The 19,919-nt window shown below is 67.2% G+C and carries 22 protein-coding genes and 1 pseudogene; 13 read left to right on the forward strand and 10 right to left on the reverse strand.

Annotated elements, in window-relative coordinates:
* A partial coding sequence (locus tag ACRDUX_RS38550; RefSeq protein ID WP_526422432.1) for an alpha-amylase family glycosyl hydrolase occupies positions 1 to 1,183 on the reverse strand: 1,183 nt, incomplete at its 3' end.
* A gap of 62 nt (positions 1,184 to 1,245) precedes the next feature.
* On the opposite strand from ACRDUX_RS38550, the gene ACRDUX_RS38555 reads away from it, so the two are divergent.
* Positions 1,246 to 1,992 carry a class I SAM-dependent methyltransferase gene (locus ACRDUX_RS38555; RefSeq protein WP_526422471.1) on the forward strand — a complete coding sequence of 249 codons (747 nt, stop codon included), beginning with the start codon at positions 1,246 to 1,248 and terminating at the stop codon, positions 1,990 to 1,992.
* Here the strand turns inward: ACRDUX_RS38555 and ACRDUX_RS38560 are convergent.
* The gene (locus ACRDUX_RS38560; protein WP_526422434.1) at positions 1,989 to 2,132 is read right to left on the reverse strand and encodes a hypothetical protein; all 144 of its coding nucleotides are present in this window, start codon (positions 2,130 to 2,132) and stop codon (positions 1,989 to 1,991) included. The genes ACRDUX_RS38555 and ACRDUX_RS38560 overlap by 4 nt on opposite strands.
* Positions 2,133 to 2,163: 31 nt before the next feature.
* On the reverse strand, positions 2,164 to 2,874 hold the full coding sequence (locus ACRDUX_RS38565; RefSeq protein WP_526422436.1) for a potassium channel family protein: 711 nt from the start codon (positions 2,872 to 2,874) through the stop codon (positions 2,164 to 2,166).
* A gap of 174 nt (positions 2,875 to 3,048) precedes the next feature.
* On the opposite strand from ACRDUX_RS38565, the gene ACRDUX_RS38570 reads away from it, so the two are divergent.
* Positions 3,049 to 4,545, forward strand: coding sequence for a potassium/proton antiporter (locus ACRDUX_RS38570; protein ID WP_526422438.1), 1,497 nt, complete (start codon positions 3,049 to 3,051; stop codon positions 4,543 to 4,545).
* 85 nt (positions 4,546 to 4,630) lie between these two features.
* The gene (locus ACRDUX_RS38575) at positions 4,631 to 5,644 is read left to right on the forward strand and encodes an alpha/beta fold hydrolase (protein WP_526422440.1); all 1,014 of its coding nucleotides are present in this window, start codon (positions 4,631 to 4,633) and stop codon (positions 5,642 to 5,644) included.
* Between the two features lie 19 nt (positions 5,645 to 5,663).
* Here ACRDUX_RS38575 and ACRDUX_RS38580 read toward each other — a convergent pair whose 3' ends face one another.
* Positions 5,664 to 5,831, reverse strand: coding sequence for a hypothetical protein (locus ACRDUX_RS38580; protein ID WP_526422442.1), 168 nt, complete (start codon positions 5,829 to 5,831; stop codon positions 5,664 to 5,666).
* Between the two features lie 86 nt (positions 5,832 to 5,917).
* Positions 5,918 to 6,592, reverse strand: a complete 675-nt coding sequence (locus ACRDUX_RS38585; RefSeq protein WP_526422443.1) for a sigma-70 family RNA polymerase sigma factor — start codon at positions 6,590 to 6,592, stop codon at positions 5,918 to 5,920.
* 181 nt (positions 6,593 to 6,773) lie between these two features.
* Between ACRDUX_RS38585 and ACRDUX_RS38590 the strand changes: the two genes are divergently transcribed.
* Together ACRDUX_RS38590 and ACRDUX_RS38595 are read left to right on the forward strand one after the other, a co-directional pair.
* On the forward strand, positions 6,774 to 7,682 hold the full coding sequence (locus ACRDUX_RS38590) for an alpha/beta hydrolase (RefSeq protein ID WP_526422445.1): 909 nt from the start codon (positions 6,774 to 6,776) through the stop codon (positions 7,680 to 7,682).
* An 82-nt stretch (positions 7,683 to 7,764) separates the two neighbouring features.
* Positions 7,765 to 8,658: a LysR substrate-binding domain-containing protein gene (locus ACRDUX_RS38595; RefSeq protein ID WP_526422447.1), complete on the forward strand. Its 894-nt coding sequence runs from the start codon at positions 7,765 to 7,767 to the stop codon at positions 8,656 to 8,658.
* A 4-nt stretch (positions 8,659 to 8,662) separates the two neighbouring features.
* Here ACRDUX_RS38595 and ACRDUX_RS38600 read toward each other — a convergent pair whose 3' ends face one another.
* Positions 8,663 to 9,457 carry a CDP-diacylglycerol diphosphatase gene (locus tag ACRDUX_RS38600; RefSeq protein WP_526422449.1) on the reverse strand — a complete coding sequence of 265 codons (795 nt, stop codon included), beginning with the start codon at positions 9,455 to 9,457 and terminating at the stop codon, positions 8,663 to 8,665.
* A gap of 119 nt (positions 9,458 to 9,576) precedes the next feature.
* Here ACRDUX_RS38600 and ACRDUX_RS38605 point away from each other — a divergent pair, with 119 nt between their 5' ends.
* Positions 9,577 to 9,858 carry a GlsB/YeaQ/YmgE family stress response membrane protein gene (locus ACRDUX_RS38605; RefSeq protein ID WP_526422451.1) on the forward strand — a complete coding sequence of 94 codons (282 nt, stop codon included), beginning with the start codon at positions 9,577 to 9,579 and terminating at the stop codon, positions 9,856 to 9,858.
* A 31-nt stretch (positions 9,859 to 9,889) separates the two neighbouring features.
* The gene (locus tag ACRDUX_RS38610) at positions 9,890 to 10,309 is read left to right on the forward strand and encodes a nitroreductase family deazaflavin-dependent oxidoreductase (protein ID WP_526422453.1); all 420 of its coding nucleotides are present in this window, start codon (positions 9,890 to 9,892) and stop codon (positions 10,307 to 10,309) included.
* 4 nt (positions 10,310 to 10,313) lie between these two features.
* Here the strand turns inward: ACRDUX_RS38610 and ACRDUX_RS38615 are convergent, their stop codons facing one another.
* Positions 10,314 to 11,468: an aromatic ring-hydroxylating oxygenase subunit alpha gene (locus ACRDUX_RS38615; protein ID WP_526422455.1), complete on the reverse strand. Its 1,155-nt coding sequence runs from the start codon at positions 11,466 to 11,468 to the stop codon at positions 10,314 to 10,316.
* 83 nt (positions 11,469 to 11,551) lie between these two features.
* Here ACRDUX_RS38615 and ACRDUX_RS38620 point away from each other — a divergent pair, with 83 nt between their 5' ends.
* Positions 11,552 to 12,151 (forward strand): TetR/AcrR family transcriptional regulator, encoded by a 600-nt coding sequence (locus ACRDUX_RS38620; protein ID WP_526422457.1) that lies wholly within the window; start codon positions 11,552 to 11,554, stop codon positions 12,149 to 12,151.
* A 16-nt stretch (positions 12,152 to 12,167) separates the two neighbouring features.
* Here ACRDUX_RS38620 and ACRDUX_RS38625 read toward each other — a convergent pair whose 3' ends face one another.
* Positions 12,168 to 13,193 carry an alcohol dehydrogenase catalytic domain-containing protein gene (locus tag ACRDUX_RS38625; RefSeq protein ID WP_526422459.1) on the reverse strand — a complete coding sequence of 342 codons (1,026 nt, stop codon included), beginning with the start codon at positions 13,191 to 13,193 and terminating at the stop codon, positions 12,168 to 12,170.
* Positions 13,194 to 13,370: 177 nt separating this feature from the next.
* Between ACRDUX_RS38625 and ACRDUX_RS38630 the strand changes: the two genes are divergently transcribed.
* The 5 genes and pseudogenes from ACRDUX_RS38630 to ACRDUX_RS38650 form a co-directional block, all read left to right on the forward strand.
* Complete coding sequence (locus tag ACRDUX_RS38630; protein WP_526422461.1) at positions 13,371 to 14,405, forward strand: alcohol dehydrogenase catalytic domain-containing protein; 1,035 nt, start codon at positions 13,371 to 13,373, stop codon at positions 14,403 to 14,405.
* 40 nt (positions 14,406 to 14,445) lie between these two features.
* Positions 14,446 to 15,423, forward strand: coding sequence for an aldo/keto reductase (locus tag ACRDUX_RS38635; RefSeq protein ID WP_526422463.1), 978 nt, complete (start codon positions 14,446 to 14,448; stop codon positions 15,421 to 15,423).
* A gap of 65 nt (positions 15,424 to 15,488) precedes the next feature.
* Positions 15,489 to 15,731, forward strand: coding sequence for a TolB-like translocation protein (locus tag ACRDUX_RS38640; RefSeq protein WP_526422465.1), 243 nt, complete (start codon positions 15,489 to 15,491; stop codon positions 15,729 to 15,731).
* Between the two features lie 90 nt (positions 15,732 to 15,821).
* The gene (locus ACRDUX_RS38645; RefSeq protein WP_526422467.1) at positions 15,822 to 17,285 is read left to right on the forward strand and encodes a protein adenylyltransferase SelO; all 1,464 of its coding nucleotides are present in this window, start codon (positions 15,822 to 15,824) and stop codon (positions 17,283 to 17,285) included.
* Between the two features lie 116 nt (positions 17,286 to 17,401).
* A pseudogene (locus tag ACRDUX_RS38650) lies at positions 17,402 to 18,040 on the forward strand (cutinase family protein); the annotation flags it as partial.
* 182 nt (positions 18,041 to 18,222) lie between these two features.
* Here the strand turns inward: ACRDUX_RS38650 and ACRDUX_RS38655 are convergent.
* Positions 18,223 to 19,074 carry an alpha/beta fold hydrolase gene (locus ACRDUX_RS38655; protein WP_526422469.1) on the reverse strand — a complete coding sequence of 284 codons (852 nt, stop codon included), beginning with the start codon at positions 19,072 to 19,074 and terminating at the stop codon, positions 18,223 to 18,225.
* Positions 19,075 to 19,099: 25 nt separating this feature from the next.
* Positions 19,100 to 19,915, reverse strand: coding sequence for an SDR family oxidoreductase (locus ACRDUX_RS38660; RefSeq protein WP_526422473.1), 816 nt, complete (start codon positions 19,913 to 19,915; stop codon positions 19,100 to 19,102).
* Positions 19,916 to 19,919: the final 4 nt, after the last annotated feature.

A 19,919-nucleotide genomic window follows, 5' to 3' on the forward strand; every position in this document is an offset into this window, starting at 1 on the left:
GGGCCTTGAGTAGCGATCGGTGAAACGACGCCAGTTCGGGGTCGGTGTCCTCGTCCGGCGCACGTCCAAGGAATACCGGCAGGTGATGTCTGCGGCCCTCCAGCTGCCCGTGATGCACCAAGCGGGCACCGGTCTGCGTCAGCGTTGCCACCGTGGCGGCCTGGTCCCTGGCGGAGTCGAATATCGCGGCCGCGCGGGGCTCGTCGTGATTCTCCACGAACCTCATCAACCGGTTCTGGAAGGCCGTGTCGGCAGCCAGGTGCCTCCGGACCGCGACGGCATCGCCTGCGACGAGGCCGTCGTAAAGCCGTTTGTCGTAACAGAAGTCGAATCCTTGCTGCTGCAAGGGCCGCTCCAGGTCCCAGTAGGCCTCGGCGATGAAGGTGAAGCCCGGATGGGTCCGGTGGACGGCGCCGATCACTTCTGCCCAGTACTCGTCGGCAGGCGGATCGCCGACGCGGTCACCCCATGTTCGGGCGAAGACGTCGTTCATCACCAGCATGGCCATGTCGCAGCGGACGCCGTCGCATTGATCCGCGACGTCGCGCAGCGTGCGCACCACCTCGTCGCGCAACGCCGGTGAGAGGGTGTCGAGCTGCACGACGTCGGGCCACGCGGGAAAGTACGGGTCCCTACCGTTCGCCAGCACCGTCCCATCGACATCGGTGAACGAGCCGGGGTCGGTCAGTAGCTCGGCCCGCGTGCCGTGCACGAAGTACTCCGGACGAGTCGAGGTCCACGGGTGATCGGGCGCGACGTGGTTGGGAACGAAGTCGAGGATCAGGGCGAGGCCTCTGTCGGCAAGCGCCGTTCGCGCGGTGGCCAGACCCCCGCGACCGCCGAGATGGCCGTCGACGTCATAGCCTCGGATGCAGTAGGGCGATCCGACCACGTCGTCGGGCACCCAGTCCGGCAGCGCCGACCGGAACGCTTCGACCAGGTCCCGGTTCGCCAGGGCCACGACGACACCGGCCGGACTGCGCTGCCAGACCCCCATCAGCCACACCGCGTCGAATCCTGCCTCGGCGATCGCATCCCACTGCTCGTCGGGCACCGTCGACAGATCCACCGGCATCCCAGCGCCCCGGCTGAGATCGCTCAACCATGCCCACGTGTTGATTTCGTAGATGAACGGGTGCCGGGCACGGGCCCACCGCGCTGGGGTGGCGGCCAGGGACGTCATCAACGTCGAAATGTAGTCCTCCCGCGGGCTGGGATGCTGGAGCCATGTCAGAGCATCCGCCGATCCACACAGACCGCCGTCGGGCCGAGTCGTTCGGCGCCGCCGCGCAGGAGTACGACCGCTACCGCCCGCGCTACCCACCGGCGCTCATTGCCGCATTGGTCGGCAACGACGGCCCGAGAGTCCTCGACGTCGGCGCGGGGACTGGCATCGCCTCAGCTCAGCTGGCGGAGGCGGGGGCGCGAGTCCTCGCCGTCGAGCCAGACGTACGGATGGCGCGCGCGGCCGCCGCCAAGGGGATCACCGTCGAACAGGCCACCTTCGAGGACTGGCAGCCCGCCGACCGGTCATTCGACCTCGTCGTCTTCGCCCAGTCGTTCCACTGGGTGCAGCCCAGGGTCGCCCTCGAGAAGGTCGCGACCGTCTTGTCATCGGGAGGTCGGCTGGCGCTGGTCTGGAACCGGATCACGCCGACGTCGCCGAGAAGTGACGACGTCGAAGAGATCTACGCCGACTATCTCGATGCGGTCGCCAGGCCATCCATCGAGACCGAGGACCAGTCGACGGCGATCCTCGCGGAGTGCGGGTTCACCGCCGAGCGGCGTCACTTCGTCGAGGAGCTGCACTACGGATCCGATGACTGGCTGAACATGGTGTTCACGTTCTCCAACCACCTTGCTCTCGAACCGCTCCAGCGAGCGGAATTGCGCTCACGTCTCGAGCGAAGGATCGGGTCCGCCGGAGTCACCGCTCGCAACGACGCCTTGGCGGTCATCTGCAGGCCACGAGTCTCCCTGCCTGAGCCCTAAGCGGGCGGGTCGCCGGGGTCGGTCACGGTGGGTTCCTCGGCTTGCGGCCTACTCAGCCAGGTCTTGAGCCGAAGCAGCTGACTGACCGCCAGACCCACACCGAGCACGCCCACGACGACGGCGACGATAGCAGTGGTCACGGGGGCGCCTCTCCTTCGCTCTCGAACCGACCTAGAAGCCCTTCAGGTCCTTCAAGGCCCGAACGGGCTCGGCACCGTGAATGGCGGCGCGGATCGAACTCTCCACGGAACTGTCGGAGACGAACAACATCTCATCGCCCGCTTCGAGCACTTCGCCCGCGGTGGGCAGGATCACGCTGCTCCCCCTGAGCAGGGTGACCAGGGCGGTGTTCGGGGGCAGATCGAGGTCACCGATGCGCTGGCCGACGAGTGGATTGTCGTCAGGGAGGGTCAGTTTCGCCAGGTCGGCCTGCCCATGCCGCAGCCCCATCAAACGGACGAGGTGGCCGACGTCGATCGCGCCTTCGACCCCCGCCACCATCGCGCCTGGCGTCGAGACCGCCACGTCGATGCCCCACGCCTGAGTGAACAGCCACTCGTTGCGGATCTCATTGATCCGCGCGACCACCCGTGGCACCCCGAACTCGGACTTGGCCAGCAGGCCGACGACGAGATTGGACTTGTCGTCGCCGGTGGCGGCGATCAGCACGTCGCAGGTCTCCGCCCCGGCCTCCTCCAGCGTCGATACCTCGCACGCGTCGGCGAAGAGCCAGTCGGCATCAGGCACCACGTGCGGTTCGAACTTGCGACGTTCGCGTTCGATCAACAGAACCTTGTGGCCGCTGTCGAGGAGTTCCTGCGCGACGGATCGGCCGACATTGCCTGCGCCGGCTATCCCGATGCGTGTCTTGCGGTCCGTCACCCACACATCTTCGCGCATACCGCGCCATTGCGGGGAGGGGTGTGCCTGCGCGGACGGCACGACACCGAACGACGCCCGTACTGAAATACTGACACCACGCGAGACTCCGGCGGCCGCGCCGTGCGCATTCGCCGATGAAGCCCGCCGCCGCGACGATCTCTGAACGGAAACGCATTGAGCCTGCACGAGCTGTATCTGGCACTCCTGGTCGGGGGCTTCGTGCTGCTGGCCAGCATTGTCGGCACCCGGGTGGCGACCCGGGTCGGCTTTCCCAGCCTCCTGCTCTTCCTTCTGGTGGGTGTCGTCATCGGCGAGGACGGCTTCGGACTGCAATTCGACAACGTCGAACTCGCGAGGAACATAGGCACGGCGGCACTGGCGGTGATCCTGGTCGAGGGCGGTTTGACCACCAAATTCGTCGACATCCGCAAGGTTCTTGCACCCGCGGGTGCCCTGGCCACCATCGGCGTCGTCATCAGCATGCTGATCACCGCGGCGGGAGCGCACCTGCTGCTCCGGATGGACTGGCAGCTCGCGCTGCTTCTCGGGGCGATCGTCTCCTCCACCGACGCCGCGGCGGTGTTCTCGGTGCTGCGCGTGTTGCCGCTGCCCCGCCGCGTCGCCGGCTTGCTCGAGGCGGAGTCCGGTTTCAACGATGCACCCGCCGTGATTCTGGTGCTGATGTTCAGCGCGGTGCCGTTCGTCTTCGAGCCGGAGAGCGCGATTGCGGGTCTGGTGTACGAGTTGCTGGCTGGGTCCGCGATCGGACTGGGCTTCGGCTTCCTCGGCGCACTCGCGCTGCGCCGCATCGCGCTGCCCGCATCCGGCCTCTACCCGATCGGCACGTTCGGGCTGGGCATCCTGGCGTTCGCGGCGGCCGGCTACCTCCACGCCAGCGGGTTCATCGCCGCCTATTTGGCCGCGGTGGTGCTCGCGAACTCCGGCCTGCCGCACCGCTCGGCGACCCGATCGTTCGCCGAGGGGCTCGGCTGGCTCGCGCAGATCGGCCTGTTCGTCCTGCTCGGACTACTGGTGGATCCCAGTGAGCTGGCCGCCGACGTGGTTCCCGCGCTCGTCGTCGGGCTGGTGCTGTTGCTGGTCGCGCGACCGCTGTCGATCATCGGCTCACTCTCCGGCTTCAGGGTGCCGTTGCGCGAACAGATCTTCCTCTCGTGGGCGGGTCTTCGCGGTGCCGTCCCCATCGTGTTGGCGACCTTTCCGATCGTCGCCGGGGTGCCCGACAGCAATCGGCTGCTCAACATCGTCTTCATGCTGGTGGTGGTGTTCACCCTGGTGCAGGGCCCGAGCCTTCGACCGCTCGCGCACATCCTCGGGCTGATTCCCCGCGACTCGCCACGTGAGATCCAGGTCGAAGCCGCACCGTTGGACGTCCTCGAGGCCGAACTGCTGACGCTGACCGTGCGACCGTCCTCTCGACTGCACAACGTCACCGTTCTGGAACTTCGGCTGCCCGATCCCAGCGTGATCACCCTGATCATCCGCGACGGACACACCTTCGTGCCGTTGCCCGACACCAGGATCGAGGCAGGCGACGAGCTGTTGATCGTCACCACGTCGAAGACGCGGGCCGCCGCCGAGCGCAGGCTGAGGGCGGTCAGCCGACGGGGCAAGCTCGCGTACTGGTTCGACGAGTACGGCGAGCCGGACTGAATTGAACCCAGCAGCGTGGCGTTCCAACGCGTAGACCGGGGCTGCGAAACGCGCGGCCGGACATCGTGCGGAAGGAACGTACACCGTGATCAATCGACGCCAGTTCTCCATGATGGCGGGCATCGCCGCCGCGGGCACCGCCGTGGCCGCGTGCACGTCACCACCGGAGACCACCACGTCGGGTCCGGCCACGACGCAGGCGCACACGGCGTTCCGGTCGCTCAAGCAGATCGATGCGGGCGTGCTGAACATCGGTTACGCCGAGGACGGCCCCGTTGACGGACCTCCCGTCATCCTGCTGCACGGTTGGCCCTACGACATCTACAGCTACGTCGACGTGGCGCCACTGCTGGCCGCACGTGGCTACCGGGTGATCGTTCCGTACCTGCGCGGTTTCGGCAGCACCCGGTTCCTCTCCGACACCACCGTCCGCAACGGACAGCAGGCCGCCGTCGCGCAGGACGTCATCGCACTGATGGATGCGCTGAAGATCCCGAAGGCCGTTGTCGCAGGCTTCGATTGGGGTGCCCGGTCCGCGGACGTCGTCGCCGCACTGTGGCCGGAGCGTTGCCGCGCGCTGGTGGCGGTGAGCGGGTACATCATCGTGAACCTCGAGGCCAACCGCCAGCCGCTGTCGCCGCAGGCCGAGTACGGCTGGTGGTACCAGTACTACTTCGCCACCGAACGCGGCGAGCTGGGCTACCGGCAGAACACCCACGACTTCAATAAGTTGATCTGGAAGAACGCCTCTCCGCTGTGGGCGTTCGACGACGCCACCTATGACCGCAGCGCCGCGGCGTTCACGAACCCCGACCACGTCGAGATCGTCATCCACAACTACCGCTGGCGCCAGAGCCTGGCCGCAGGCGAACCACAGTACGACGACGTCGAGCGGCGCCTGGCCGCCAAACCCGTCATCACGGTTCCGACGATCACGCTGTCCAGTGACTTCGACGGGCCCGCCATGGACGGCAGCGCCTACCGGAAACAATTCAGCGGCAAATACTCTCATCGCGTGCTCGACGGCATCGGGCACAACGTGCCACAGGAGGCACCGCAACAGTTCGCCGACGCGATCATCGAAGTGGGCGGCTCCTGACCGGCTCGCCACGTTCGCCTCACCACGGCAGCGACTCACTGTCGTCGAAGAATCCGCCCGTCGCACCGGCGTCACCGACGGTCGCCCAGTACACCGCGGTGCGCGCACCCTCATCCGTGCTACGCACTCCACGGAAGCCGTTCAGGTCCGTGGCCACGTATCCAGGCGTGACGGCGTTGATCTTCACGTGGGACAGCTCGGGATCGTCGAGAAAGGCGTTGGCGCAGTTGACGGTCAGTATGTTTCACGGCCGCCTTCGCGCCGCGCTCGACGTCAGCGATGCGAACGTGCGTGTTTGTACGACACACCGGCGTGTCGCTGTACAGACCCGCACGCTCGCGGGGGAAGGGGGGTGGCTGGCGGGGGAAGGGGGGTGGCGAGCGCCGTGCGCAGCAGGCGGCGGCCCCGGTGGATCCTGGACATCACGGTGCCGAGCGGAATTTCCTCGATCTCGGCGATCTCCTTGTAGGAGAGCTGGCATGCAAAGGCGTAGTAGACGACCCGCTGCAGGGACGGGTCAAGCGACTGGATTGCCTGCCTGATGCGATCGTCGGGCAACCGTTGCAGCGCTTGAGCTTCCGCAGACGGCGAGGTGTCGAAGCGGCGACTGTCCGCGACGAGCTGGGCATCGGTGAACGACTCGGTGAGCGTCTCCTTGGGCCGTCGTTCCGTTCGGCGGTGCGAGCTGATCCACGTGTTGACCATGATGCGGAACATCCACGCGCGGAGGTTGGTCCCCGGATCGAAGGAGCCGAATCCCGCCCACGCCTTCGCAAAGGTCTCTTGGACCAGGTCTTCGGCGTCGTGAGCGTTCTTCGAATAGCGGCGGGCAGCGCGCCCGAGTTCGTCATGCAGGGCCAGCGCCTCCCTCTCGAAGAGACGGGCTCGACTCACGTCGGCGGACGTCGTCGGCGGCGGGGTGTTCCTGTGAATGTCTTTGGTGGCCATGTCGTTTCACTTCGTCTGGATGGGTTGGTGAGTTCATCCCACCAGCGCGACCCATATCGAGTCCAACGATTGTTTTGGATGCTTGTCATCTACTTGGGAGATGACAGCGTCGAGACGCCGCGAATCGATTCGGTCCGCCGTGCGTTCCAATGGCGGCAAGACGAATCGAGAGGAGCCGCAGTTGTCGATCCTGTCCACACGCCCCGTGGCCGACGCGGTAGCGCGAGTGTTCGCGGGCGCGGTCAACCCCCCGCCCAAGCCCGGTGTCCGCTTCCCCGAGATCAGCGGTCACACGACGACCATCTCCATCCCCACCCGACACGGCGACGTCGCCGCGACCGTCTACGACCCGCAGTCGACCAACGGTGATCGACCCGCGGTGTACGTCAACGTCCACGGCGGGGGCTTCGTCGTCGGCCATCGCGAACAGGACGATCCGTGGTGCCGCTACCTCGCCGCACACGCGAACGCGGTGGTGATCAACACCGACTACGTGCTCGCCCCTCATCGAAGGTTTCCAACCCCCGTCGAGCAGATCTACGACGTGCTTCGGTGGGCCTCATCTGACGAGCACGACTGGGACGGTCACCAGTTGTGCGTCGGCGGCCAGAGTGCGGGCGGAAACCTCGCCGCCGCGGCCTCGCGCCTCGCACTCGAGAACGGCGGCCCGGCCGTCAAACTCCAAGTGCTGCACTACGCCCCGCTGGACCTCGTCACCAGGGCGAAGGACAAGCGCACCCCCCTTGGCAACCGCGCCGTCCTACGACCGTGGATGAGTGAGGTGTTCGACACCGCCTACCTCCCCGACGCTGCGCAACGGCGGCACCGGCTGGCCTCGCCGGCGTGGGGGATCAACGCCGACGGTCTCGACGGCATCGCGCCCGCGCTCGTCATCACCGCCGAGTACGACCGGCTGCGCGACGAGGCTGCCGACTACGCGCAGCGGCTCGACGCCGTCGGGTCGCTCGCCGAATACCACGAGGTCACCGGCGTGGACCACGGCTACAACATCATGACCGACGCCACGGACGTCACCGTACGGATGTATGACCTGATCAGCCACCACGTCGTCCGCGCCACCACGGGATGACCCGCACTTGACCGCGACCAGGCATCGCGATGAGCGATCGACTCCAAGCACTGGGATCAGTCCGACTGATAACTTCGTGCGGATGGAACTGCGCCAGCTCGAGTACTTCGTCGCGGTGGCCGACGAGATGAGCTTCACCAGAGCCGCGCAACGGGTCCACGTGGTCCAGTCGGCGTTGTCGACGTCGATCAAGAAGCTCGAGGACGAGCTGGCAGTGCAATTGTTCGACCGATCACGCCAGCAGATCCGTTTGACACCTGCGGGCGAACAGCTCCGCGAGCATGCCAGGCGGCTGCTTCGCGCCGCCCGCCTCGCCAAGGACTCCCTCAGCGACTACCGGGGCCACCTGACGGGAACCGTCGACTTCGGATCCCTGGTCACCTTCGGCAGCTTGGACGTCGCCAAGATACTCGGCGAATTCCACGAAGCCAACCCACACGTTCGAATTTCATTGCGACTCAGTCAGATCGGATCATCGGCCTACATGTCCGCCATCGCCGACGGGTCACTCGACCTCGCGCTGGTGTCGGCCCCCCATCGGTTTCCGCCAGGTATCGACATGCACGTGCTCGCCGAGGAGTCGATGGTGTTCGCCTGCCGGCCGGATCATCGCCTGGCGGCCCGTCAGTACATAGGCATCGACGAACTCGTCGACGAGGACCTCGTCGGCTTCCCGGAGGGCTTCGGCATCCGTCGACTGATCGACGAGGCGTTCGCCGCCGCGGGCGCGACGTCACGGACCCGCTACGAGGTGCCCGCCGACTTCACCGTCGCCGCCGCCCTGATTCGCAACAACCTCGGCACCGCCTTCATGCCCGTCAGCGAGGCCGCCCGCTGCCCCGATCTCAAGGCCATCGAACTCGAGGTGCCGATCATCTGGCAGATCTATCTGGCAAGACCTCAACCGCAGAACACCAGTCCCGCGGCCGACCGCCTGGCGGCCATGCTGCTGGATGCGGCCGCCGATCGTGATTGACCACTCACTTGCCGGGTGACGCCGCGGCCAGCCGCTGACAGGAGTCGTGATCCTGCAACTCCTCGCCTTCTGCCTGGTCCCCGGTCGCGGCATCCGCGCGGTCGGTGAGGACGATGAATCCGGGCCGACCGTCGGCATCGACCGAACCCACCACGACCAGCGTTCGGGCCGCCATGTCGTCGCGAGCACCCGCGACCCCGTCCGCGAGCAACACGAACGGGTTGACGGCCTCGAGATCCTCACCGTCGACCGCGATCGCGTCGTACTGGTGTCCGGCGAGCGGTACCGGGAACGGAGCCCAGGCGGGGCCGACGTCGGCGGCGCGCTCGCTCAGCGCGGTGTGCACGTCCGCACTGACGCAGTCGACGTGGATGTGCAGCTGGTTCTGTGAGCGCGCGAAGACGGAGTTGACCGCCAGGCTCACCCAGTCGCGCGGCGGCGTCCACCCGGCCCGCTCGCCGACGAACGACCGTGCCCGCCAGGCATGTTCGAAGTAGTTCGGCGCCCCTGGCGCCAGGAGCGACGCGCTCTCGATGCCAGTGACACGCGTCGTCGAGATGAGTAGGAACTGCGTCGCCCCGACGAGGTCCTTCAGTACCGCCGAACCCCCGGCGAGATCCACCCTGGCGCATGGCGCCGGATCGCCGTGCTCCAGTTGGTCGGGGACGCACTGGGTATCGACGATCCGCCACAAGGCGTCGGGGTCGGAGGTGGCATGCCCGATCCCCGCGCCGACGATCGCGACGACGACGAGTACGGCTGCCACGCCGGTACGGAGGATTGCCATGTCAGAGGCCACGTACTCGTCCTTCTCTCCGCGCGGAGCGACGTGGGGCAGCGCCGACCAGCCGGAGGATTCAGCGCGGCAATGTTGGGTATCCGCGACTCGGATAGGGAAACGAACTCAAGGAGTAGAACATGATCGGAACCATCATCGGCGCCATCGTCGTTGGTCTCATCGTCGGTGTGCTGGCGCGACTCGTCATGCCGGGCAAGCAGAACATCGGTGTGATCGTGACGATCCTGCTGGGCGCCGTCGGGTCGTTCCTGGGCACCTGGGTGTCCTACAAGCTGGGCTATTCCAACCAGAACGGCGGCTTCGAGATCATCCCGTTCCTGGTGGGCATCATCTTCGCCGTCGTGCTCATCGCCGCCTACCTCGGCATCACCGGACGCCGCGGCAGCAAGACCCCGCGCTGACCGACGGATCCGACATGAAAGGGGTGTCACGATGACCACCGCTGAAGAGTTGCACGGGGATCCGCACGTCGAGCGTTACCTGGAGACGGACGGCGAAGACGGCTTTCACTGGCGCAACGGGACGAAGATCCTCATCCTCTTCACCACCGGACGGAAGTCGGGCGAGGAGCGGCGGCACGCCTTGATCTTCGAGGACTGGGCTGACGCGCACATCGTGGTCGCCTCCAAGGGCGGCACCGACGCCCCGCCGACCTGGTTCCTGAATCTGCAAGCCAATCCGATGGCCGAGATTCAGATCAAGGGGGATCGCTTTCCCGTCCGCGCCCGCGTGGCCACCGACGAGGAGAAGCCCGAGATGTGGGCCAAGATGACCGCCGCATGGCCGGACTACGACGACTATCAGAAGAAGACGGACCGAGTAATCCCGGTCGTCGTGCTCGAGCGGGCCTGAGAGCTCAGTTCGACGCAGTCATCTGCGTCGACTCTCTGCGCCTGAGGTTCTCGTTCACTTCCTGCTGCCACACGCCGTACGCGTGGGTGGTGTCCACCTCGAGCTCGAACCGGTCCACCATGTCGTCGGTGACATCGGCGGCGTCGACGTAGAACTGCTCGTACCACCGGCGGTGCTGGTAGACCGCGCCGTCCTCTTCGGTCAGCAGCGGGTTGTCGATCCGAGTCTTGTGCTTCCACACCTCGACGTCGTCGAGGAAGCCCTCGCCGAAGTTCTTGCTCAGGGTGGCGGCCAGCCTGGTGGCCTTCTCCTCGGGTAGGCCCTGGATCTTCTGGACGGCAACGCCCCACTGCAGGACGAACGAGTTTTGCGTGACCGGATAGTGGCAGTTGATGAGTGCCACTTCCAGCGTGAAGTCCGGTGCGACGTCGTTGTGCAGCCAGTTGATCATGTAGGCGGGACCGAAGTAGGTTGCCTCTGACCGGAGATTAGTTCCCTCCCAGAGGTTTTCGAAGTTCGCCGTGGTGTCGGGCCGCGCCTTGGACTCCATGAACTGACTGGCGGCCTGGCCCTCGATCACGTTCTTGAAATACGTCGGATAGGCGCGGTGGATGTAGAAGAAGTGCGCCATGTCGACGTTGTTGTCGACGATCTCACGGCAGTGAGAGCCCTCGATCAGGATCGAGTTCCACGTCCACGGTGACCAATTGCCCTCGTCGAATCCCTCGATGGTCGGTGGCGTCAGCTCCGGAGGTGGCGTCGAGCCCTCGGGATCGTGCCACACCAGCAGTTGGCCGTTGACCTCCTGACAGAGCCAGCGCCGCGTGCGGGCCAGCCTCGGCGTGCGGCGAGCGTAGGGCACCTCGACGCAGCGGCCGGTCGAGCCCTGCCAGCGCCAGTCGTGAAAGGGGCACGCGAGGGTGTCGCCCTTCACCGTCCCCATCGACAGGTCGCCGCCCATGTGCCTGCAGTACCCGTCGAGGACGTGGATCTCGCCGTCCGGATCGCAGAACACCACCAGCCTGGTGCCGAAGGCGTCGATGCCGTGCGGCTCCCGGTCCCGGAAGGACTCGGCGAGGCCGAGGCAGTGCCAGCCCCTGGCGAACCGCATCATCGGAGAGCCCGAATCGATCTCGCGAACCTGCTCGGCAGCAGTCATCGTGACGTCCTTCCCGCTGGGGCCGATGACCGAGTTAAGCACATACGCTTAATTGGCGGAAGCGAAACTCCTATGATGCAGCGGTGGACCGTGGTTCCCGATCGAAGGACGCCCTGCTCGATGCGGCCGAGCGGCTCATCGCCGAACGCGGCTTCGAGGTACCGCTGCGCGACATCGCCCGTGCGGCAGGCCAACGGAACAACTCCGCCGTCAACTACCACTTCCGCAGTCGACAGGACCTCCTCGACGCGGTGGTCAATCGCAGGCTCCTGCCCATGGAGTTCGAGCGGGAACGCATGCTCGGCGAGCTGAGCGAGGACGAGGCGGGTGACGTTCATGCCCTGATGCGCATCCTCGTCCTTCCGCTACTGCGCCTCGAGAGCACGCACTACGCGCGGTTCCTTCAAGTCGTCGGCCCGCGCCTGCGAACCGAGCCGCACGATTCGGCCGAGACCGCGTGGCCGCGCGTTCTGGACGCGCTGTCCCATGCCGGGCCAGTCGCCGACCGCGGAATCCGACGCCGTCGCGTCGCCGCGGTCGCCACGGCGATGTTCGCGTTGGCCGCACAGTACGAGCGGTCGGCTCAGGACGGCTGGGGGGATGACGGGGGAACCGGAGACCCCGAAGAGATCGTGCACATGCTGGCCGCCATGTTGACCGCTACCAGCCCACGCCTGGTGTGACGCAGAGCGCCGAGTCCTACGGATTCAGGATCACCTTCACGCACTCTGGACTTCGCGCTGCCACCGCGGCGTACGCATCGGCCGCGGCGGACAACGGGAATCGGTGCGTGAAGATCCCGTCGGTCCGCAGCGATCCGCTGGTCACCAGCGGCAGCAGGTCGGTCCACGTCTGCTGGATCGGCGCGGTCGTCATCCGCAGGGTGAGATTGCGGATCAGCGCCATCAGGATCGGCAGCGGATAGGGGTTGAGGTCGTGCACGCCGAGGACGGACACGGTGCCGTCGGCGCGCACACAGGCCAGTGCGTCGTTCAACGTGACGTCCAGCGCGACGGTGTCGATGACGCTGTCGGCGCCGCGACCGTCGGTGTGCTCGAGGACGGCAGCCACCGTCGGACCCTCGATGGCGGTCGCGCCGGAATCGACGGCCAGAGCGCGGCGACCGGCAACGGGGTCGGCCGCGAGGACGATACCCGCGCCCTGGGCGAAGGCAGCCCGCACGGCGCACAACCCGACGGCACCCAGGCCGATGACGACGACCGTCCCGCCCGGCGGGATGTCGGCCTTCTTCGCGCCGATCCAGCCGGTTGACAGGTTGTCCGTCAGCAACAGCGCCGCCTCGTCGTCGACGCCGTCCGGTATGCGCAGCAGCTGAAAGTCCGCTGCCGGCACGGCAACCGCGGTGGCCTGACCGCCCCCGAGCACTCCGGACCCGAAGATCTGCATGCCACGTACGCACGTGACCGGGTTGCCCGTCGCACACCCGGCGCACCGCCCGCAGCCGGTCACCGAAGCTGCGAGCACGCGGTCGCCTACCCCGACGCTGGTCACCTCGGGGCCGACGTCGGTGACGGTGCCGATGAACTCGTGACCGACGGCGACGCCGTCGCCGACCGGCAGGTCCCCGTCGTAGAAGTGCAGATCGGACCCGCAGATCGCGGTCGAGGAGACCTCGACGACCGCTCCGTCCGGACCGGGCGGGGTCGGATCGGGTGCCTCGCGTATTTCGACGGCGCCAGGCCCGGTGATGACGACGTTGTGCATCCGGCAGACGCTACCGTCGGTGCTCGTGCGTGGAGCCAGGATGACGAACCGGGATGTCGAATCCGGTGCGGAACAGGTAATGACAGGGCCTCCCTGGCTCGGTGAAGCCGCCGTACCGTCGACTGCATGGACCAACCCCTGATTGGGGGCCCGTAGTACGACGATGAGAGGAGCACCATGAAGGCGACGATCATGTACGGGGCGGGCGACGTCCGCGTCGAGGACGTTCCCGACCCCACCCTGCACCAGCCGACCGATGCGCTGGTGCGCGTGCTGCGCTCGTGCATCTGCGGCAGCGACCTGTGGCCGTACCAGTCGATGCCTGCCGACGAGCACGGCCGCCGGATGGGTCACGAATTCCTGGGTGTGGTCGAAGAACTCGGCTCAGAAGTGTCGGGACTCAAGGTCGGCGACGTCGTGATCGCACCGTTCCTCTGGGCGGACAACACCTGCGACTTCTGCCGTGAGGGCCTGCACTCGTCCTGCAGGCATGGCGGCGGCTGGGGCTCCCCAGGCGTCGACGGCGGCCAGGGTGAGGCCGTGCGGGTGCCCCAGGCACAGGGCACCCTGGTCAAGGTGTCCGTCGGCGAGGACTCGGCGCTGCTCGCTTCCCTGCTTACCCTCTCCGACGTCTTCTGCACCGGTCACCACGGCGTGGTCACCGCGCGTGTACGGCAGGGCCACTCGGTGACCGTGGTGGGTGACGGCGCCGTCGGACTTTCGGCGGTTCTGGCCGCCAAACGCCTTGGCGCCGACCAGATCATCCTCATGGGCCGACACGTCGACCGCACCAACCTCGGTCGGGAGTTCGGTGCCACCGACGTCGTCGCCGAACGCGGCGAGGAGGGTGTCGAGAGAGTCCGCGAACTCACCGCTGGTGACGGCACCCCCGCCGTCATCGAATGCGTGGGCACCGAGGACTCCCTCGCCACCGCCGTCGGGGTGGTCCGCGACGGCGGGTTCATCAGCCGCCTCGGCGTCTCGCAATACACCCAGGTGCCCATGGGCTTCGACACGATGATGCGCAACATCACCCTCACCGGCGGTGTCGCGCCAGCCCGCGCCTACATCGAAGAACTGCTGCCTGCCGTCCTCGACGGGACCATCGAACCGGGCAAGGTCTTCGACCGCACCATCGGCGTCGCCGAGGTGCCGGACGGCTACCGCGCAATGGCCGACCGCAAGGCACTGAAGGTCATCATCGCGCCCTGATACCAGTCCACCAGAACTCAACCGAGAGAAGGACAAAAGCATGAAGCACGTCAAACTCGGAGACCTCGACGTCTCGCGGATCGGCCTCGGCGCCATGGGCATGTCCCACGGTTTCACCGGGGCGGGAAGCGACGACGCCGAATCCATTCGCACCATCCATCGCGCCATCGACCTGGGCGTCACGTTCGTCGACACCGCCGAGATCTACGGCCCCTACACGAACGAGGAACTCGTCGGTCAGGCGCTCAAGGGCCGCCGTGACGAGGTGGTGCTCGCGACCAAGTTCGGGCTCGTCTCCCACGCAGGCGGTGGCCCAGGAAACCCCGACAGCACCCCGGCCAACATCCGCACGGCGGTCGAGGGTTCGCTGAACCGACTCGGCACCGACCACATCGATCTCTACTACCAGCACCGGGTCGACCCGAACACTCCGATCGAGGACACCGTCGGCGCACTGGCAGAACTGGTGTCCGAGGGCAAGATTCGCCACATCGGACTCTCCGAAGCAGGCGTCGACACGATCCGCCGGGCCCATGCCGTGCACCCGATCACCGCGCTGCAGTCCGAGTACTCCCTGTGGACGCGCGACCCCGAGGCGGCAGCTCTGCCACTGCTGCGCGAGCTCGGGATCGGCTTCGTGCCGTACTCACCGCTGGGCAAGGGCTTCCTGACGGGAGCGATCCGCTCCACCGAACAGTTCGACGCAAGCGACTTCCGCGCATCCAACCCGCGCTTCACCGGGAGCAACTTCGAGCGCAACCTCGCGATCGTCGACGAGGTCGAGGCCATCGCCGCGGAGGTCGGCGCGACCCCCGCCCAGGTGGCGATTGCGTGGCTGCTCGCTCAGGGCGATGACATCGCCCCCATCCCCGGCACCAAGCGCGTTGCCCGCGTTGAGGAGAACGCCGCCGCGGACGCCGTCGTGCTGACCTCCGTGCAGGTCGACAAGTTGACGAAGCTGCCGCCTGCCGCTGGCGAACACCACAACGAGGCGCAGATGAAGATGATCGGTCTCTGAGACCCGGCCGCCGCATTCCGGCTAGCTGGGGTAGCGGAAACAGCCTGCATCGAACGGGAGTCCTCATGGATCGTCGCTCGGCCGCGGCCGAGGCACGTTCACCGGTGTTCACCCACGATGGCCGCCACGTCCTGTTCTTCGCCGACCAGCAGCTGTGGATCGTCGGCGACGACGGCAGCCATCCGACGTGTCTGTCCTGCGGGCTGCCCAACCCTCCGACGCTGAGCCCGTCGAAACAGGAGGGTTTCGCGCGGCCGTTCCCCGATGGGAAGAGAGTCTTCTTCGGCGCCGCGAACAGCGTGGCCTGATGGTCCGCGCGGCGGCCGGTGACACGCTCACCCCAAAAAAGACGTGACTGGGCCTGGGTGGCGGTGACGATTCTCCGTAGTCTGGACAGGATGAGCGCCGCCCCCGCTACGACCGTCGTCCTGGACGACCGCTTCTCCCGCGAACTGCCGGAGATGGCCGTGCGATGGCAGGCCGCGGCGGCTCCGGATCCGCGACTGCTCGCGCTCAACGAACCCCTCGCCGGTGAACTGGGCTTCGACGCGGATTGGCTTCGGAGCCCCGACGGACTGCGTCTGCTGGTCGGGGCCGCGGTCCCGGACGGAGCCACCCCCGTGGCGCAGGCCTACTCCGGACATCAGTTCGGCGGGTTCGTCCCGCGTCTCGGTGACGGGCGCGCCCTGCTCCTCGGCGAGCTCGTCGACGCCGACGGGCAGGTTCGGGACCTTCATCTCAAGGGTTCGGGGCGCACGCCGTTCGCCAGGGGCGGCGACGGTCTGGCGGCCGTTGGCCCGATGCTGCGCGAGTACGTCATCAGTGAGTCGATGCACGCTCTTGGCATCCCGACCACCCGCTCCCTGGCCGTCGTCGCGACGGGCCAGCCCGTACGGCGCGACACGGTCCTGCCCGGCGCCGTGCTCGCCAGGGTCGCCAGCAGCCATCTGCGGGTCGGGAGCTTCCAGTACGCGGCCGCGACCGGCGACCTCGACCTGGTGCGGCGCCTCGCCGACCACGCCATTGCCAGGCACTACCCCGACGTAGCGGCAGCCGAGAACCCCTACCGCGCACTGTTCGACTCGGTCGTCGCCGCCCAGGCGTCGCTGGTGGCCCGGTGGATGCTCGTGGGATTCATCCACGGGGTGATGAACACCGACAACATGACCATCTCGGGCGAGACGATCGACTACGGGCCGTGCGCCTTCATGGAGGCCTACGACCCGGCCACGGTGTACAGCTCGATCGACCACGCCGGGCGCTACGCCTACGCCAATCAGCCGGTGGTGGCTCAGTGGAATTTGGCCCGCTTCGCCGAGACCCTGCTCCCCCTCTTCGCCGACGACCAGCAGCAGGCGGTCGACCTGGCGGTCGAGTCGCTCGGGGCCTTCGGCAGGCACTACGACGAGGCCAGGACGGCTGGCATGCGGGCGAAGCTGGGCCTGCCGGAGGTCATCGGCGACGACGACGTCCAACAGCTGGCGGCGGACCTTCTCGCCCAACTCGAGCAGAGCCGTGTCGACTACACCTCGTTCTTTCGCGACCTCGCCACAGCCGCCCGCGGTGACGCCGAACCCACCCGCGGTTCGTTCGTCGACCTCGCGGCCTTCGACGACTGGCTGGCGCGCTGGCGGGTCCTGCATCCCGACGCCGACTCGATGGACCGGGTCAATCCCCTCTACATCCCGCGCAACCACGTCGTCGAGGAGGCACTGTCCGCGGCGACCACCGGTGACCTCGATCCGTTCGGGCGCTTGCTGGCTGCGGTGGTCGCCCCCTACGACGCGCAACCCGGGCTGGAACGGTACGCCGCACCGGCCCCGGCAGACTTCGGCCCCTACCAGACGTTCTGCGGGACATGACGGCCCCGCATTTATTCCCCGCCGGGCGAAGGAATTCGTCACACTTCGCGAAGGTTTCTCCTCGCCTGCGACGGGGCACTGTACGTCGCATGATGACCCGCCACGTCGCTGGTGCCATGAGCGTTGCGGCCGCTGCTGTCTGCGCGGTGTTGAGCTCCCCGGCTCCGAGTGCGCTCGCCGAGGCCTGCTCCGACGTCGAAGTGGTCTTCGCCCGCGGCACGGGTGAGCCGCCCGGCGTCGGCGGGGTCGGGCAGGCGTTCGTCGACTCGCTGCGCTCGAAGGTCGGCGCGAAGTCAGTCAACGTGTACGCGGTCGACTATCCCGCCACCACTGACTTCCCACGTGCCGTCGACGGCATCAACGACGCGGCCGCCCACATCGAGGCCACGGCGACGAACTGTCCGAAGACCGACATCGTGTTGGGTGGCTACTCGCAGGGCGCTGCCGTCGCAGGTTTCGTCACCTCCGACGTCGTTCCTCCTGGCGCGCTCGACTCCGGCGTGACCGGCCCGATGCCGCCCGCCGTCGCCGATCACGTCGCCGCCGTCACCTTGTTCGGCACCCCGGCAAGCCGCTTCATGCGCATGATCGGCCAACCCGATGTCGTGATCGGCCCGCTGTACTCGGCGAAGACGCTCAAGTCGTGTGTGCCCGGCGACCCGATCTGTTCCGAAGGCGGAAACTACGCCCTTCACGATCAGTACATCCCGGACGGGACGGCGGACCAGGCCGCGGACTTCGCGGTGAGCAAGCTCGCGGCTGGGACGACGACGACGCCGACAACCCCGACGACGCCCTCATCCACGCCTCCGCCGACGAGCAGTGCACCCGCGCCCGCCCTTGGACCCGCACCCGGACCGGCACCAGCCCCCGCGCCCGGCCCTGCACCAGCCCCTGCACCTGCACAGCCCAACGGCGGTCAGTAGACCGCACTCGCTCAGGCCGCGAGAAAGTTGGTGACCTCAGTGGCGAAGGCTCGGGCGTGCTGGAACAGAAACGCATGGCCGGCATCGCTGTAGAGGACCAGGGTCGCCGAATCCAGGTGTTGGACGGCGACATAGGAGGCCAGCGCCGGGATCATCACGTCGTGCACACCGTTGGCGTAGAGCACCGGCTGTTTGATCCGCCGCAAATTCGACCGCACCTGCTCGAACGGTACCGAGAGAATCTGCCCGATCGCCGCCAGCTGGCCCATCGCCGCCGCGTCCGACACCTCCGGGCCCTGCTTGGCAAGACGTGTCGACACATTGGCGAGGTGTTCGAAACCCGAGGCTCTCGCGGCGTCGGTCTGCGGGTAGAAGAGGTACAGAAGGTCGTCGGCGTCCGCATTCGGCTTGGCCATGATCCGTAGGACCTCTTCGCTCATGTCGGGCATTCCCGGCACCGCACCACCGGGAGCGCTACCCGCCACGATCAGCTTGCGGACCAGGTCGGGCCTTGTCAGCGCGACCTCCTGAGCGACGATTCCGCCGAGCGACCATCCGAGCAGGTCGACGTTCGGCAATCCCAACGCGTCGATGAACTCGATTGCACCAGCGGCGAATCCGCTCACGGAGTCGCGTGGCTCGCCGTCGGAGTAGCCGATTCCGACGTTGTCGAAGACGATCACGTCGTGGTCGGCCGCGACGTAGTCCACGAACTGTGGATCCCACCAGTCGATGGTCCCGCGAAAGCGGTTCAGCAGAACGAGCGGGATGCCACCGCGGGGACCGACGCGTCGGTAGGTGAACGTGGCGGATGGGCCCTGCACGGAGAGGTCCTCGGCAAGGTCGGCTAGATAGGTGCTCATCAGTTTCTTCCTTCGTGTCGTTGGGTTAACCGGCCAGTTTGTTGAACTTGCGAAGCTGGCCGTCGAACGTGCGGGCGGGGACGATGCGACGAAGGGTGCTCAGCCGCCGCGCCCTCGGACTCGCGGGATACCGCAGTTTCGGCGTCGGACTCGTTGCTGCCGCGACGATGGCCTTGGCCACCAGAGCCGGATCGTCACCCTCGTTCACCGCCTCTGCCACCACCTGTCCCGCGGTCTGGCGACGCTGCGCGTAGACGTCCAGGGGGCTGTCGGGCGGGGTGGTGTTGTCGTCGAAACCCGTTCTGGTCCCGGCCGGTTCGACGAGCAGCACGCGGACGCCGTACTCGCGCACTTCGTGATCCACTGACTCGGAGTAACCCTCGATCGCATGCTTGCTCGCGCTGTAGACGGCCATGAAGGGCGCCGGGATGAAGCCGAATATCGACGAGACGTTGATGATGCGCCCGCTGCCCTGCGCGCGCATGAGGGGTAGCACCGCCTTGGTGACGCGGATGACGCCGAAGACGTTGATGTCGAACAGGTTCCGGACCTGCGCCACGGAGTTCTCCTCCGCGGCGCCCGACGCGCCGACGCCTGCGTTGTTGACGACGACGTCGAGACGGCCGTACCGCCGCATGACCCGTTCGACGACGTTGGCGACCGAGTCGTCGCTCGTCACGTCCAGATCGAGAAACGTCACGCCATCGCGCTGGGTGTTGACGCCCGCGTTGCGACTGGTCCCCACGACGTCGAAGCCCGCGTCGACGAGTGCATGCGCCGTCACCTTGCCGATCCCCGAGGATGCGCCGGTGACGAGTGCTACCGGCCGAGTTGCTGCCATTGCG

This window comes from Mycobacterium sp. (assembly GCF_050701675.1).
Classification (GTDB): Bacteria; Actinomycetota; Actinomycetes; order Mycobacteriales; family Mycobacteriaceae; genus Mycobacterium.